The 13808-nt window shown below is 69.5% G+C and carries 13 protein-coding genes; 5 read left to right on the top strand and 8 right to left on the bottom strand.

The window, feature by feature from the left end:
* Positions 1-14: 14 nt before the first annotated feature.
* Complete coding sequence (locus tag WG922_RS11125; protein WP_340282675.1) at positions 15-692, top strand: TetR/AcrR family transcriptional regulator; 678 nt, start codon at positions 15-17, stop codon at positions 690-692.
* On the opposite strand, the gene WG922_RS11130 is transcribed toward WG922_RS11125, so the two are convergent.
* Genes WG922_RS11130 through WG922_RS11150 form a run of 5 tightly spaced genes read right to left on the bottom strand, consistent with a single transcriptional unit; the run spans position 659 to position 4913 of the window.
* Positions 659-1153: a RidA family protein gene (locus WG922_RS11130; protein ID WP_340282676.1), complete on the bottom strand. Its 495-nt coding sequence runs from the start codon at positions 1151-1153 to the stop codon at positions 659-661. The genes WG922_RS11125 and WG922_RS11130 overlap by 34 nt on opposite strands.
* Before the next feature lie 5 nt (positions 1154-1158).
* Positions 1159-2433 carry an amidohydrolase family protein gene (locus WG922_RS11135; protein ID WP_340282677.1) on the bottom strand — a complete coding sequence of 425 codons (1275 nt, stop codon included), beginning with the start codon at positions 2431-2433 and terminating at the stop codon, positions 1159-1161.
* A 5-nt stretch (positions 2434-2438) separates the two neighbouring features.
* Complete coding sequence (locus tag WG922_RS11140; protein WP_445322823.1) at positions 2439-3251, bottom strand: ABC transporter permease; 813 nt, start codon at positions 3249-3251, stop codon at positions 2439-2441.
* Positions 3252-3285: 34 nt separating this feature from the next.
* Positions 3286-4077, bottom strand: coding sequence for an ABC transporter ATP-binding protein (locus tag WG922_RS11145; protein WP_340282679.1), 792 nt, complete (start codon positions 4075-4077; stop codon positions 3286-3288).
* Between the two features lie 14 nt (positions 4078-4091).
* Positions 4092-4913 (bottom strand): creatininase family protein, encoded by an 822-nt coding sequence (locus WG922_RS11150; RefSeq protein ID WP_340282680.1) that lies wholly within the window; start codon positions 4911-4913, stop codon positions 4092-4094.
* A 336-nt stretch (positions 4914-5249) separates the two neighbouring features.
* Between WG922_RS11150 and WG922_RS11155 the strand changes: the two genes are divergently transcribed.
* From WG922_RS11155 to WG922_RS11165, 3 genes are all read left to right on the top strand, one after another.
* The gene (locus WG922_RS11155; RefSeq protein WP_340282681.1) at positions 5250-6452 is read left to right on the top strand and encodes a serine hydrolase domain-containing protein; all 1203 of its coding nucleotides are present in this window, start codon (positions 5250-5252) and stop codon (positions 6450-6452) included.
* 375 nt (positions 6453-6827) lie between these two features.
* Entirely contained in the window at positions 6828-8258 is a 1431-nt protein-coding gene (locus WG922_RS11160; protein ID WP_340282682.1) for a cytochrome P450, read from the top strand.
* Positions 8259-8468: 210 nt separating this feature from the next.
* On the top strand, positions 8469-8915 hold the full coding sequence (locus WG922_RS11165) for a DUF2269 family protein (RefSeq protein WP_340282683.1): 447 nt from the start codon (positions 8469-8471) through the stop codon (positions 8913-8915).
* An 18-nt stretch (positions 8916-8933) separates the two neighbouring features.
* Here the strand turns inward: WG922_RS11165 and WG922_RS11170 are convergent, their stop codons facing one another.
* On the bottom strand, positions 8934-10931 hold the full coding sequence (locus WG922_RS11170; protein ID WP_340282684.1) for a cation:proton antiporter domain-containing protein: 1998 nt from the start codon (positions 10929-10931) through the stop codon (positions 8934-8936).
* A 421-nt stretch (positions 10932-11352) separates the two neighbouring features.
* On the opposite strand from WG922_RS11170, the gene WG922_RS11175 reads away from it, so the two are divergent.
* Positions 11353-12129: a hypothetical protein gene (locus tag WG922_RS11175; RefSeq protein ID WP_340282685.1), complete on the top strand. Its 777-nt coding sequence runs from the start codon at positions 11353-11355 to the stop codon at positions 12127-12129.
* 139 nt (positions 12130-12268) lie between these two features.
* Here WG922_RS11175 and tnpB read toward each other — a convergent pair whose 3' ends face one another.
* Entirely contained in the window at positions 12269-12613 is a 345-nt protein-coding gene (gene tnpB / locus WG922_RS21995; RefSeq protein ID WP_445322819.1) for an IS66 family insertion sequence element accessory protein TnpB, read from the bottom strand.
* 201 nt (positions 12614-12814) lie between these two features.
* On the bottom strand, positions 12815-13747 hold the full coding sequence (gene glsA / locus WG922_RS11180; protein WP_340282686.1) for a glutaminase A: 933 nt from the start codon (positions 13745-13747) through the stop codon (positions 12815-12817).
* Positions 13748-13808: the final 61 nt, after the last annotated feature.

Below are 13808 nucleotides of genomic sequence, written 5' to 3' on the forward strand. Positions count from 1 at the left end.
CACCCCGGAACCTCATGGCACCCGAAGCAAGCACGAGCCGACGCTCCCGCGACGAGATCCAGGAAGCCATCCGGCAGGCCGGCATCGCGGAGTTCGCGCTGCACGGGTTGCGTGGCGCCACCACCCAGGCCATCGCCGAGCGCGCGGGCCTGTCCAAGGCGCAGCTGCACTACTACATCGACAGCAAGGAGGCGCTCTACGCCGAGTTGCTGCAGCACGTGGTGGACGAGTGGAGTCGCGACACCTTCGGCGATGCCGGGGCCGATCCGGCAGACGTGATCGCGGGGTACGTGCGCAAGAAGCTCGATTTCTCCTTCGACTACCCGGCCCTGTCGAAGTTGTTCGCCAACGAGCTGATCAGCGGCGGGGAGGTGCTGCGCGGCATGCTGTCGCGCCCGCGCAGCCGCGCCGGCCAGGCGGTGGAGACCTTGCAGCAGTGGATCGATCAGGGACGCCTGCGTCCCCTCGATCCGCTGCTGCTGATGATGCACATCTGGTCGGTGACGCAGCACTACGCCGACTTCGACGTCCAGGTGCGCTACATGCTGCGTCTGCGCGCGGGTGAGCCGCTGGACCGGGCGCACATCACAGCAGAGGTCGTGTCTTTCGTGCTGCACGGGTGCGGGCTGATGCCGGCGCGGCGCGCCGGCACGCCACGTCAGCCGGGTTTGCGCGGCGCCGCGGGCAAGTAGGCTGTCGCCTCCACCTCGACCAGCACCCGCTCGTCGGGCAGCATGGCCGAGACTTCGACCACCGTCGATACCGGCGGCTCGTCCGGAAAGAAGCGTCGGCGCACGGCGTTGTAACGGGGGTAGTCGCGCAGGTCGCGAAAGTACTGCACCAGCTTGAACACGTCGCGCATCGAACCGCCCGCCGCCTCGACGGTGGCGCGGATGCGGTCCAGCACCCACCAGCTCTGCGCCACGATCGGTCCGTCCTTGATGTCCACCGACATCTCGCCGGTCTCGCCCAACTCGCGCCGCACCGCAGGCGGCAGGTCCTCGTAGCCGCCGATCACGTGGCGCCGCGCGGGATCGACGGCAATGATCCCCGACAGGAAGATGAAGTCCCCCACCCGCCGGAAGGGCGCGTAGCGGGCCAGGGGCTGGGCGATGTCTTCGCCGGGCAAGGCGGGCGGTGCGGGTTGCGTCATGGTGCTCACTTTCTTTCGGGCCACGCGGGCTCCGGCGGATCGATCGGAATGCCGTCGCGCCAGACTTCTCGCGCTGTGCCGGGACGCGCCATCCATTCGTGGGCGCTGGCGGCGCCCAGGCGTACGAAATCGGCCGGCGCGCCTATGCGCAGCGGCCCACCATGGGGCAGCCGCAGCACGGCGGCGGGCTCGGTGGTGATCCGCGCGAACTGGTCGGCAAGTCCGTCGTCCAGGTGCGCCACGCGCACGGCCACCCGCAGCGCCTCGAGCAGGTCGTAGTCGCCGTAAGGGTGGAAGGGGTCGCCCACGTTGTCCGATGCGATGGCCACTGGCAGCCCGGCTGCGAGCGCCTCGCGCATCGGTGCCAGGCCACGCTGTCGCGGCGTGGCGCTCGCCCGCCGGTCCTGCAGGAACAGGTTGGTGAGCGGCAGGCTGACCAGGCGCACGCCCCCGGCAGCCGCACGCCCCAGCACGGCTGCCACGTCTTCGGGCGGGCGCGTGCCGAGGGCGCAGCCGTGGCCGCAGGTCACGCGCCCGGCGAAGCCGTGGCGCGCGGTCGCCGCCACCACCGCATCGAAGCCTCGGGCAGCGGGGTCCAGCCCCTCATCGACGTGGAAGTCGAGGTCGAGATCGAAGCGCGCCGCCAGCGTGAAAACCGCATCGAGCGGCTGCGCGAGCTCGGCCGCCACCGGCACGATGAACGCGCCCAGCACGCCGCCGTCGCGGGCTACCCGCTCGGCGATGACCGGTCCCTTGCCGGGATCGGCCAGCGTGGCCAGCGCGGTGAGGCTGGCCCGCTGCACCGCGACGCGGCCGCGCCAGTCGGACGCGAGCTCGCCGATCACCTGCCACGACCGCGGCGGCGCGTCGGACCAGTCGATGTGCGTGCGCAGGGCCACCGTGCCGTGGCTCCAGGCGCGCTGCAGGCCCCATTCGGCCCGGCGCGCGATGTCGGCATCGGTCCAGCGCACGCGATCGGCCTGGATCTGCTCGATGGCCTCCATCAGCCCCGAAGCGGGGTGCGCGGCGCGGTCGAAGGTGGCGGTCTTGTCCAGGTGCACGTGCGCATCGACCAGGCCGGGCAGCAGCAGCCCGCCAGGCGCTGCGCCGGCCGCGGCCGGCGCGATCGCGGCGATGCGGCCGTCGCGCACCTGCACGTCGTACGTGGCTTCGGCCGCGTCCGCCGTGCGCAGGATGGGGTCGAGCACCGCCGCCGGAATGGTCTGCCGCGCAAGCAGCAGGGCATCGCCTTGGCGCTGTGCGGCGGGCAGGCTTCGCATGGGGGTCAGCTCTCGCTGCGGATCTCGCTGTCGTGCCACTTGGACAGCAGCAGGCGGGACAGCCAGTTGAACAGCAGGAAGATGGCGACGCCGCACAGCGAGATCAGGACCAGCGCGGCGAACATGCGGGGGATTTCGTTGCGAAAGCTCGCCTCCAGGATGCGCGAGGCCAGCCCGGTCTCGGCGCCGGCGGTGCCGGCCACGAACTCGGCCACCACGGCGCCGATCAGCGACAGCCCGCCGGCGATCTTGAGGCCCGCCAGGAAGTACGGAAGCGCCGAGGGCACCAGCAGGAATCGCAGGCGCTGCCAGGGCGTGGTGCGATACAGCAGGAACAGATCCTTCAGGTTGTGGTCTGCGCTGCGCAGCCCGATGACCGTGTTGGACAGGATCGGGAAGAACGCGACCAGCCAGGCGCAGATCAGCAGCGCGGAAAAAGTGCTCTCCACGTAGATCAGGATGAGCGGCGCGATGGCCACCACCGGCGTCACCTGCAGCACCACGGCGAAGGGGAACAGCGCCACTTCGACCCACCGCGACAGCGCGAACGCCGCGGCGAACAGCACGCCGCCGATCACGGCCAGCGCGAGGCCGGAAAAGGTGAGCTTGAGCGTGAACATCAGCGAAGGCCAGAGGCTGCTCCACTGCTGCACCAGCGTCTGCAACACCAGCGACGGGGCGGGGATGATGTAGTTGGGAATGTCGTTGATCCGCACGACCGCCTCCCACGCGAGCAGCACGCAGGCCAGCGCCAGCGCTGGCACCAGCGTGCGCAGCAGCCGCTCGCGGCGGGCGCGTCGCTGCACGCGCAGCGCCATCAGCTCGGCATCGTCGCCGGCCGGCAGGACTTCTTCAGTGAGCGACGGCGTCATGTATTGCTCCATGCAGGTTGGCGGTGACTTCGCGCACCAGCTGCCCGTACTCGGGCGAGGTGCGAAACGATGCTTCGCGCGGATAGGGTGCATCGACCGGCAGGTCGGCGATGACGCGGCCCGGGCGTGCTGCCATCACCACGATGCGGTTGGACAGGTACACCGACTCGTAGATGCTGTGGGTGACGAACACCACGGTGAGCCCGTGCTGGGCCCACAGCCGCAGCACGTCGTCGTTCAGTCGGTTGCGGGTCATCTCGTCGAGCGCGGCGAACGGCTCGTCCATCAGCAACAGGCGAGGGCGGGTGATGATCGCGCGTGCGATGGATACCCGCATCTTCATGCCCCCGGACAGCTCGCGCGGATAGACATCGGCGAACGAGGCGAGGCCCACCGCGTCCAGCGTCGCCATCACCTCGTCGCGCACGGCGCGCCGTGTCGCACCCTTGAGCCGCAGGGGCAGGTAGACGTTGTCGAACACGGTCGACCAGGGCATCAGCGTCGGCTCCTGGAAGACGAAGCTGATCGGATGGGAATCGGCATCGGCCGCGGTGGACTGGCCACCATCCGGCCATTCGATGCGGCCGGCGGTGACGCTGGCCAGCCCGGCGAGCATGCGCAGGGCCGTGCTCTTGCCGCAGCCGGACGGCCCGAGGAAGCTGACGAATTCGCCGCGGCGGATGTCCAGGGTCATGCCCTTGAGGGCCACGGTTCCGTTGGGGTACTGCTTGCTGACCTGGTGCATCCGCACCAGCGTGTCGGGAGAAGACATGGGGGCTCCTGGGTTCAGGGGAGGAGTTCGGGCGCCTGGTCCAGCCAGTCGAGCGGCAGGCGCCGCACCTCGTCGAGCAGCGCGTTGAGACCGCGGGCGCTGTGGTCGATGACCGCCTGGCCCTTGTCCACCGTCGCCGCGGCAGCGTTGCCGCTGGCACCGAGCGGATTGAGATCGTGCACCTGCCAGGCGAGCTTTCCGGGGCCGTGCAGCGACAGCCGGGCGAAGCCGTCGGCCCGCAGCTGCGCCGCCCGGGAGCGGAAATCGCGCGCGTGCTCCAGCCGCAGCCAGCGCGGCGCGCAGGCCATCATCATCGAGGTCTCGACCTCGCCCGCATGCAGGTCGTCGCGCTGGCCCTCGGCGTCGAACAGGCCGGCCGGCAGTCCGAACTGGTACCAGCTGGTCGAGACCACGACCATGCGGTGACGCTCGCGCAGGTCGCGCGCGAGCAGGTCCATGGCCGCCGCCTGGCCGCCGTGGCTGTTCAGCAGCACCAGCCGGCGCACGCCGGCGGCCGCCACGCCGGCCGCGATGTCGGCCCAGGCCGCGAGCAGGGTCTGCGCAGAGAAGCTGATCGTGCCGGGATAGCGTGCGTGCTCGTTGCTCTTGCCGTAGGGCAGGGTGGGCAGGTACAGCACCGGCGTGGCGGGCTGCTGAAGCTGGACCGCGCGCGCGATCACCGCGTCGATCAGGTCGGTGTCCACGCTTACCGGCAGGTGCGGTCCGTGCTGCTCCGTCGCCGCGACGGGCAGCACCGCCACCAGGTCTTCCTTGTCCAAGGCGGCGATTTCGCCGCTGGTATGGTCCGCCCACCAGGCCGACTTCACTGCTGCCATTCCGAGCACCGCCTTTGCATCATGACCGATCGATTTGATCGTTTGGTCAAACGCCGACGAGTGTATCGGACGGACCGGACGTGTCAACGCGGGGGCCGAAGCAGGCCGCCAGGGTTTTCACTAGCCGGTGCGCAGAAGAGTTCTGTCGATGCCGGGCAGGCATCGAGCAGATCGACGAGACCGCAGCGCGGGCGCCCCGCAATGCAGCCCAGTGCTTCACAAGCCGAGGGCGCTGGTCGTGCGGCTGGCGAGGCGTCGCGCACGCCGTGACGACGCGCCTGCCACCTCGCCCGAAGTGCTCGCGCTGCCCCCGACCGCCAGCGGCACAATCGGCCCGTGACCCGCACACGCTGGCTGCGCCCCCTTTTCGTTGTGCTCGCCTTCGCCGCGCTGCTCGTGGCTGCGGCGTGCATCGTCTACCCGCCCGAGTACGTCTGGCGTGTCGTTGCCTGGCGCGATGCCGACGCCGACGACTTCCGTCGCTTTCCGGCGCGGCACCTCAGCGCCTCGCCCCTTCGCGAGCCGCTTCCGCGCATCGACCGTTCGGCCGCCGTGCGTGCGGCGTGGCAGCAAGCCGGCGGCGGAAGTGACATGGATGGCGAACTCGCAGCGCTCGGTACCCAGGCTTTCCTGGTCCTCAAGCGCGGCCGCGTCGTCTACGAGGGCTACTTCAACGCTGGCTCGCGCGAGGCGTGGGTCACTTCGTTCTCGGTGGTGAAGTCGATCTGTTCGGCCCTCGTGGGCATCGCCATCGCCGAGGGTGCCATCGCAAGCATCGACGAACCCATCACGCGTACCCTTCCGGAGCTTGGTGCGCGCGACGCCCGCTTCGCCCGCATCACCATCCGCCACCTGATCGACATGGCCTCGGGGCTGCGCTACGAGGAGTTCCCGTTCCTGCACGGGGACGATGCCAAGACCTACTACTTCCCCGATCTGCGCGCCCTCGCGCTGAAGGGCACGCGCATCGACGCCGAACCAGGCGCGCGCTTCCACTACAACAACTACAACCTGCTGCTGCTGGGGATGGTGCTGGAGCGAGCCACCGGCATGCCGGTGGCGAGGTACCTCGAGCAGAAGATCTGGCATCCCGCGGGAATGGTGGGCGATGCCTCCTGGAGCATGGACAGCGAGCGTTCCGGATTCGAAAAGATGGAGAGCGGCCTCAACGCGCGGGCCGAGGACTTCGCGCGCTTCGGGCTGTTGATGCTGCAGGGCGGCCGCATGGGGGAGCGCCAGGTGGTGCCGCATGGGTGGGCAAGCGTGTCCACGACGCCGCCCGACCCGGCGCAAGCTGCCGGGCACTACGCGGAGAGCTTCCTCGCGAAACGCCCCGGCGCCTGGTATCAGGCGTTCTGGTGGGGCCAGCGCCACGAGGGCGGTGCCCACGACTTCTCGGCGCGCGGCAACCACGGACAGTACATCTTCGTGTCGCCACGCGACGACGTGGTCATCGTGCGGCACGGGTGGCGCTACGGGATGCCGCCGGGGCAGTGGGTAGAGCGGATGCGGCGCATGGCGGATGCGATAGGGGACTGAGCGGGTGCACGAAGCGTGCTGCTTTCGCCCGGAAAGTGCCGCAACGCAGCAGCCACAAGCTGGGCCATTTCCAGAGGGAGCATGAAGGGACGACCTGGCTCTCAGACTCACGTCGGTCACGCGTGGACCATCCGCCCATGAGCCGGGGCATGCCCTCTCGGATCGATGCGTGGAGGTCGCCACGGCGCGTGCCAGCAAGGCAGGGGCGACCTGCCGCACCGCGCGCAAGGCAGAGCCGCCGGTCAGCCAGGCTTGCCCACCTCCCGCTCAGATTGCCCTGGCCACGAGCTGTACCTACCATCCACCTCCACCCGCGCTCGAATGCGTGCGGCAACACCGCGGTGCGCATTCGTCTGCATCCGAAGGAGGTTCGACATGACCGCACCCCGGCCGTTGCACACCATCGCTGGGCCCAAGGGCCTGCCGCTGATCGGCAATGCGCACCAGATCCGCAACGAGCAGTTCCATGCGCAGCTGGAAAGCTGGGCTCGCGAATGGGGGCCGGTGTACTCCTTCGCCATCGGGGCTCGCAAGTTCCTGTGCATCACCCAGTCCGATGCCATCGAGTCGGTGCTGCGCCGCCGCCCTGCGGTGTTCCGGCGGTCGAGCCGGCTCGATCAGATCGCAAGCGACACACGCTTCGTCGGGGTGTTCTCCGCCAACGGCGATACGTGGCGCCGGCAGCGCCCGATGGTCACGGCGGGGCTGGACCCGACGCACGTGCGCGCGTTCATGCCGGTGTTGAGCGAGGTGACCGGTGCCTTGAGGCAGCGGTGGGAGACGGCCGCACAGGACGGGCAGGAAATCGATCTGCTGGCCGACCTGATGCGCTTCACCGTCGATGTGACGACCAGCCTCGCATTCGGGCAGAACCTGCACACGCTCGAAGAGACCGACGACACCCATCTGATCCAGCAGCACCTGAACGTCATTTTCCCGATGATGCTGCGGCGTCTGCTCGCGCCGGTGGACGTGGAGCACTGGATGGTGCGCAAGGAGACGCGCCTGCACCTCGAGGCGCTGCGCAAGGCGGTGCTCGGATTCATCGACAGGGCGCGCGCCGAACTGCGCGCCGACCCCGAACTGCGTTCCAGGCCGCGCAACCTGCTGCAGGCGATGCTGGTCGCCTGCGAGTCGGAGACCGGCATCACCGAAGACGACCTCGTGGGCAACGTGTTCACGATCCTGCTGGCAGGCGAGGACACCACGGCCAGCACCGTGGCCTGGCTGCTCTGGCTGCTTCACCAGCACCCCGACAAGCTGCAACAGGCACGGGCCGAGGCGCTCGCCGTGCTGGGGGAGGACCCGCAGGCCAGCCGATGGGAGCAGCTGCAGGCCATGGAGTTCATCCAGGCGTGCGCACAGGAAACGCTGCGCCTCAAGCCCGTGGCGCCCCTGATCATCAACGAGGCGAACGAGGATGCGGTGGTGGCCGATGTGCTGGTCCCCAAGGGCTCGTTCGTGATGTGCGTGATGCGTCCGGCGGGCCTGGACGCGCGTGAGATCGTGGATGCCGCGTCGTTCAGTCCGGGCAGGTGGGTGGACCAGGGAGCGATGGCAGCGGCGGCCCGGCACGCGACCATGCCGTTCGGCAGCGGCCCGCGCATCTGCCCGGGCCGATACCTCGCGTTGGCGGAGATCAAGGCGGTCGCCTCGATGATCCTCACCCGCTTCGATCTCGACGATCTGGCGACCAACAGCCCGACCGAGAAGTTCACCTTCGTGATGGCGCCGGTGGGCCTGCGCAGCCGGCCACGGGTGCGGCAGTCCGCAGCTGCGAGCCGGCAGCCGCAAGCCCTGGCGTAGGCGCGCGCGACGCGTGGTGCCGCCGCAACCCCCGCGAGCACCGCAGCAGCCCACTCATCTCCCTGCTTGCGGACCGCGGCGCCGGCGGGGCAGCGGCACGGTTGCTGGCGGTGTGTGACGCGTGCGGCCGGACGCGACCCGAACGCTGCGCGGCCTCGGCAGTGGGCACAATCGCGCCTCCACTACCGCGGCTTCACGACCGCAGCCCCCATGCGCAACCTCCTCCTCTTCTTTCATCTCGCCGGCGCGATCTTCTGGATGGGCGGCATGGGCTTCATGCTGCTGTGCCTGCGGCCCGCAGCGGCCGCGACGCTGCAGCCGCCGGAGCGCCTGCGGCTGCTGGCGGACGTGCTGCGCCGCTTCTTCTGGGTGGTGGGGTTCTCCATCGTGGTGCTGCTGGTCTCCGGCGGCGTACTCATGGCCGCTGCCGCAGGGGCCGGCATGCCGCGCGGGTGGCACGCCATGGCGGCCCTCGGCGTGGTGATGGCGCTGCTGTTCGCGCACATCGTGGCCGCCCCCTACCGCCGGCTGCGACGGGCTGTCGCCGAGTCGGACGCGCCCGAAGGCGCGCGCCGCATGGGGCAGATCGCGCTGTTCGTGCGCATCAACTTCGTGCTGGGCTGGCTCGCGATCGCCGCCGTGCTCCTCTGGCGCTGAGCTGCGGCGCAAGCTGCGCTATCCGCGCCCCGAGGGCGGCTGCTGCGGCGCCGTCCAGCCATGCAGGCGGGCTTCGACGGCCAGCAGGTCGGCGCGGGTTCCGGTCACCACCAGCACATCCTGCGACTCGACGATCAGGTCGGGGTCGGGCGTGAGTACCCGCTGGCCCTGGCGGACGAGGACGTCGAGCGCCACTCCGCCCAGCACCTCCGCCAGGCGCCGACCCACCACCGGGCTGCCCGGCGGCACGCGGATCGGCTTGAGGCGCGCAGGCCCGCCGCCCTCGCCGGGCTGCTCGCCGCCGGACAGCAGCGTTCGCTGCTGCAGGTAATGGCGCTCGCGCTGGCGGCGCAGCAGCTCCTGCACCCTGTCGGCCGGAACGCCCGTGTGCAGGAGCGCGTGCGAGGCGATCATCAGGCCGGCCTCGAGCGTCTCCGGGAAGATCTCGGTGGCGCCCGCGGCCTGCAGTTCCTCCAGCGCCGTGAGGTCACGGGTGCGCACCAGCACCGGCAGCTGCGGATGCTGCTGGCGCAACTGCTGCAGGGTCCGCAGCGCGGCGGCCGAGTCGTCGTGGCTGATGACGACCAGGCGTGCACTGGCGACGCCCAGACTGGCGAGCACATCGACCTGCCCGGCGTCGCCGAAGTAGACGGGTGCGCCGGCGGTGCGGGCCTGCCGCACGAGCTCGGGGTCGAGGTCCAGGGCGACGTAGGGAATGCGCTCCTCCTCCAGCAGCCGCGCCAGGCTCTGGCCGATGCGGCCATAGCCGCACACCAGCACATGGCCGTCTAGCGAGGCGGCCACGTCGCCGCCCGGCTGGAGCAGCGTGCGCTCGGGCTGACCGTCGCCGGGCGCCAGCCGCCTGGCAATGGCGCCGTTGTGCCGAATGAGCAGGGGTGCGGCGATCATCGAAAAGAGCACGGATGCAAGCACCACCTGACCCACCCAGTCGCTGGCCAGCTGGTGCTGCAGGGCGAGCGCCAGCAGCGCGAAGCCGAACTCGCCTCCGACGGCCAGCAGCAGGCCGGTGCGCCAGCTGGTCTGCGCGTCGATGCCGGAGGCGCGCACGATGCCCGCCACCAGCAGGGTCTTGGACAGCAGCAGCACGGCGGCGCCCAGCAGCCCCCAGTGCCAGACCTCGGCCAAGGCGTTCAGGTCCACCAGCAGCCCGATGCCCACGAAGAACAGCCCGAGCAGCACGTCGCGGAAGGGCCGCACGGTGGCTTCTACCTGGTGGCGGAACTCGGTCTCGCCCAGGACCATGCCGGCCAGGAAGGCGCCGAAGGCCATCGAGAGTCCGAGGCGGTGCGTGACCCAGCCGGCGATGAGCGATACGAACAGCACCGTGAGGGTGAACAGCTCCGGCGAGCGCCGCCGCCCGACCGCGGCGAAAAGCGGCCGCAGCAGCCAGCGCCCGAGGCCGAACACCAGCGCGAACGCGAGCGCCGCCTTGACGACGGCCCACCCCACTTCGCTGCCGACCGCGAGCAAGCCCGCTGCGCTGGCGAGCACGGGGATCACCACGACGAACGGAACGGCCGTGACGTCCTGGAACACCGACATCGCGACACCAAGGCGTGCGTGTCGCTCGTCCTCCTCCCCCTGCTCGGCCAGCTGCTTGCTGATGATCGTGGTGGAGGACTGCGCGAAGACGGCGCCGACCACGAAGGCGGCGGTGGGCGGCAGCCCGGCGAACCAGGCCAGCAGGCCCACGCCGGCCGTGGTCAGCGCCACCTGCGCGGTGCCCAGCCCCAGGACCCGGTGACGCAGCGCGAGGATCTGCGGCAGGGCGAAGTTCAGGCCGATGGTGAACAGCAGGAACACGATGCCGAATTCGGCGATCGGCCTCAGCTGGTCCCCCTGGATCATCGGCCCGGGGGTCGCCGGGCCCACCAGAACGCCGACCAGGAGGTAGCCCAGGCTGGATGGCACCTGCCATCGCTGGAACAGGAAGACGACGGCGACGGTCAGCCCAAGGAGCCACAGGAGCAGATCGACGGACGTAAGGCTGGGCATCACGAAAGCATAGAGGAGTGGACGGGAGCTTCAACCGCGCAGGGACAGGGCGCCGCCGATTCTCGGTCGGCCGGCGGCCAAGCCCGGCGCCGTGCACTGCGAGTCCGCGCCCTGGGGGGTGCGCAACGCCGACGGCGTGGAGCACGTGGCTGCCTGCGCGCGCAGATCAAGCGCTGGGAGCTCGAAGGCATGCTGCTGCACGGCGAGTCAACAGCAGACGAGTGGCGCGGGGATTGGAGGCCGCAGGCTTGGTGGTGCGAGCCTGCGCAGACTGGGGAATGGTCGGGCGGATGGGCGAAGTGGTACCGGTGGCGCCGGCCGTAGCGCGGCCAGTCAGCCAATCAGGCAACGATTCGATAGAGCACATGTAAGACTAAACGGTTCTTTTGCAAAACCGTTTTATCCCTACGAAAGCACTCGAATGAAAGCCATCAAGACGGGCCTCGCCGTTGCCACCCTAGCACTCATTGCCGCTTGCGGCGGCGGCGGTGGCGACAGCAGCCCGAGCGGCACCCCCGGCACCACCACCACCACAACCGGCGGCACCACCGACACCATCACCGACAACACGAAAACTTGGCCGGCGATGAAGGCGTTCCGGGACGGCATTAACAACGGGGAGCAGTGGACGATGAAACTGAGGGGCGCACTCACTAGTAGCCGTGTCCCCGTGTTCGCAGAGACCACGCTTTTCAGCAGCAAAGCCGAGGCCGGGGCGAACTTCAATGGCCTGAATACCCTGGGGGTGGATGAAACGATTGATGTTGTCGTGACCATCGAGGGCGAGACCGCTTCGAACAAGCAGGAAACCACCATCCACTTCAACCCGGTCAGCTTTAGCGTGATCGGCAATGTCGCCACGGGCAACTGGTGCGAGAACACAGGCGATCACAGCCGCACGCCGTTGCCCGAGAGCGCGACCGCAGGCATGACCGGCACAGTGTGGGAGATGCAATGCTGGACCAGCCAAGCCAAGGTGGCGAAGCTCAATCGCTCGACGCGCACCTATCTCACGCGCGAGGCGGCGAATGGGGAACTGGACGTGGACTTCATCACCACTACCTTCGACAGCTCCGGCAAGCTTGTTGGATGGGGCCGCAAGACGATGACAGTCACGCCCGACGGGGTGGGCCGTATATCGAAGCTCACCTCGACAATGCTCATTAGCGGCAACATGTTGACGCTGAGTTCGGATTGAGCCGCCTTCAGAAGGATCGGCGGGTTCAGTGAGGAGTTCTGGCGGTGCCGCTATCGGTCCGGCACGTCACCGTTCTCTATGTTCCTGAGTAGGGTCAACATGCCAACGTGTGTTCGCGTAAGTTCGTCTTGCTTCAACTTCACCTTCCCTGCAAGTACCCAACTCGTCGCCACGGCAGCCCCAGCACCAGCGCTTCGAACTGCTCGCGCGTCCTGCTCAGGTTCGCTCCCTCACTCGCCCAGGTGAAGCGCCCGGTGTTGAGCCTGCGTGCGGCCGGCCACATGCCGATCCCCTCGTGCACTGGCACCTTCATGCGAGTGGCTCGCTTGTTGGCGAACAGGTACCTGCTTCGCGGCGCAGAAGCGAGTTCATGGGCGGGTAGAGATCCGCGATGAGCACTCTCTCGAACTTGTCCCGGTCTGCCTGGATGACCACTGGGGCAAAGAGAACGTGCGTCATGCCCCGCCAGACAGCGGTGGGCCACCGCTCATGACCGCTCCCATCGCGGTTGCGCCTCGTGCTTGTGTCTCGGTACTGACCTGCCGCATTGCGCCGCATTGCGCCGCTTTGCCTCGCCCATGCGCATGGCCGGGAAGCTGATGGCGGTCGAGTTCCGGAACGCGCCCCGGTTCGCGGGCGAGCACGCTCCCGCGAGGTCGATGTGCGAGGGCGCGCGGGGCTCCGGTTACCGGTCGAAGAGCCCGAGCCTCCAGCGCGTCGCCAGTTCCTTCAGCGCTGCGCCCGCGCGCACGCTGTTGCCGTGCGGGTTCAGGCGGGGCGACCAGGCGGCCAGGCCCATGCGGCCCGGCGCGACCGCGATGATGCCGCCGCTCACGCCGCTCTTGGCGGGCAGACCGACGTGGAAGGCCCAGGTGCCCGAGGCGTCGTACATGCCGCAGGTGAACATCACCGACAGCACGTCACGCACGTGGCGGTGCTCCAGCGCGCGGCGGCCGGTCAGCGGATGCACGCCGCCGTGGGCGAGGGTGGCCGCCATGCGCGCGAGCTCGCGGGTGGTGGCGAGCACGCTGCACTGCGAGACATAGAGCGCCAGGGCGCCGTCGATGTCGTCGCCGATGACCTCGAAGTGGCGCAGCAGGTGCGCGATGGCGCGGTTGCGGTGGCTGGCGTCGAGTTGCCGATCGACCATGGCGTCGTCGAGCCGGGCCTCGCCTCCCAGGTAGGCGCCGAACATGTCGAGCATGCGCGCGCACGCGCCGCCCGGATCGGCATGGTGCAGCAGCGCCGACATCGTGATCGCGCCGGAGTTGATCATCGGGTTGTAGGGCAGGCGGTCCTCCTCCAGTTCGCTGATGGAGTTGAAGGCCTCCCCGGTGGGCTCGACGTTGCACTTGCGCAGCACCGCCTCGCGTCCGAGCGTGTCCAGTGCCAGTCCGTAGATGAACGGCTTGGACATCGACTGCAGCGGGATCGGCAGGTCGGCGTCCCCCGCCGCGGTCTCCTCGCCGCCGGTCGTGCATACGGCGAGGGCGAGGCCGTCCGCGTCCGGGCCGGCGCCGTGCGGCTTCTGCGGCTCGCCGTCGCGCAGCGGCCGCAATCGCTCGATCAGGTGCTCGAGGGTTGCCTGGGCATCGTGCGGAAGCTGCTGCGGGGTCATGCGGCCGAGCCTAGGTGGCGGGCGGGGGCGCGGCTGTAGTCCGGGTGCGCGAGCGCATGCG

Origin of the sequence: Ramlibacter sp. AN1015 (assembly GCF_037726105.1) — a bacterium.
GTDB lineage: Bacteria > Pseudomonadota > Gammaproteobacteria > Burkholderiales > Burkholderiaceae_C > Ramlibacter.

Excerpts from the sequence above, each read along its gene's own strand:
- WG922_RS11175 (WP_340282685.1), top strand. The coding sequence starts at position 11,353 with ATGAAAGCCATCAAGACGGGCCTCGCCGTTGCCACCCTAGCACTCATT.
- WG922_RS11140 (WP_445322823.1), bottom strand. The coding sequence starts at position 3,251 with ATGGCGCTGCGCGTGCAGCGACGCGCCCGCCGCGAGCGGCTGCTGCGC.
- WG922_RS11130 (WP_340282676.1), bottom strand. The coding sequence starts at position 1,153 with ATGACGCAACCCGCACCGCCCGCCTTGCCCGGCGAAGACATCGCCCAG.
- WG922_RS11150 (WP_340282680.1), bottom strand. The coding sequence starts at position 4,913 with ATGGCAGCAGTGAAGTCGGCCTGGTGGGCGGACCATACCAGCGGCGAA.
- WG922_RS11135 (WP_340282677.1), bottom strand. The coding sequence starts at position 2,433 with ATGCGAAGCCTGCCCGCCGCACAGCGCCAAGGCGATGCCCTGCTGCTT.
- WG922_RS11125 (WP_340282675.1), top strand. The coding sequence starts at position 15 with ATGGCACCCGAAGCAAGCACGAGCCGACGCTCCCGCGACGAGATCCAG.
- WG922_RS11145 (WP_340282679.1), bottom strand. The coding sequence starts at position 4,077 with ATGTCTTCTCCCGACACGCTGGTGCGGATGCACCAGGTCAGCAAGCAG.
- glsA (WP_340282686.1), bottom strand. The coding sequence starts at position 13,747 with ATGACCCCGCAGCAGCTTCCGCACGATGCCCAGGCAACCCTCGAGCAC.
- WG922_RS11170 (WP_340282684.1), bottom strand. The coding sequence starts at position 10,931 with ATGCCCAGCCTTACGTCCGTCGATCTGCTCCTGTGGCTCCTTGGGCTG.
- WG922_RS11160 (WP_340282682.1), top strand. The coding sequence starts at position 6,828 with ATGACCGCACCCCGGCCGTTGCACACCATCGCTGGGCCCAAGGGCCTG.
- WG922_RS11165 (WP_340282683.1), top strand. The coding sequence starts at position 8,469 with ATGCGCAACCTCCTCCTCTTCTTTCATCTCGCCGGCGCGATCTTCTGG.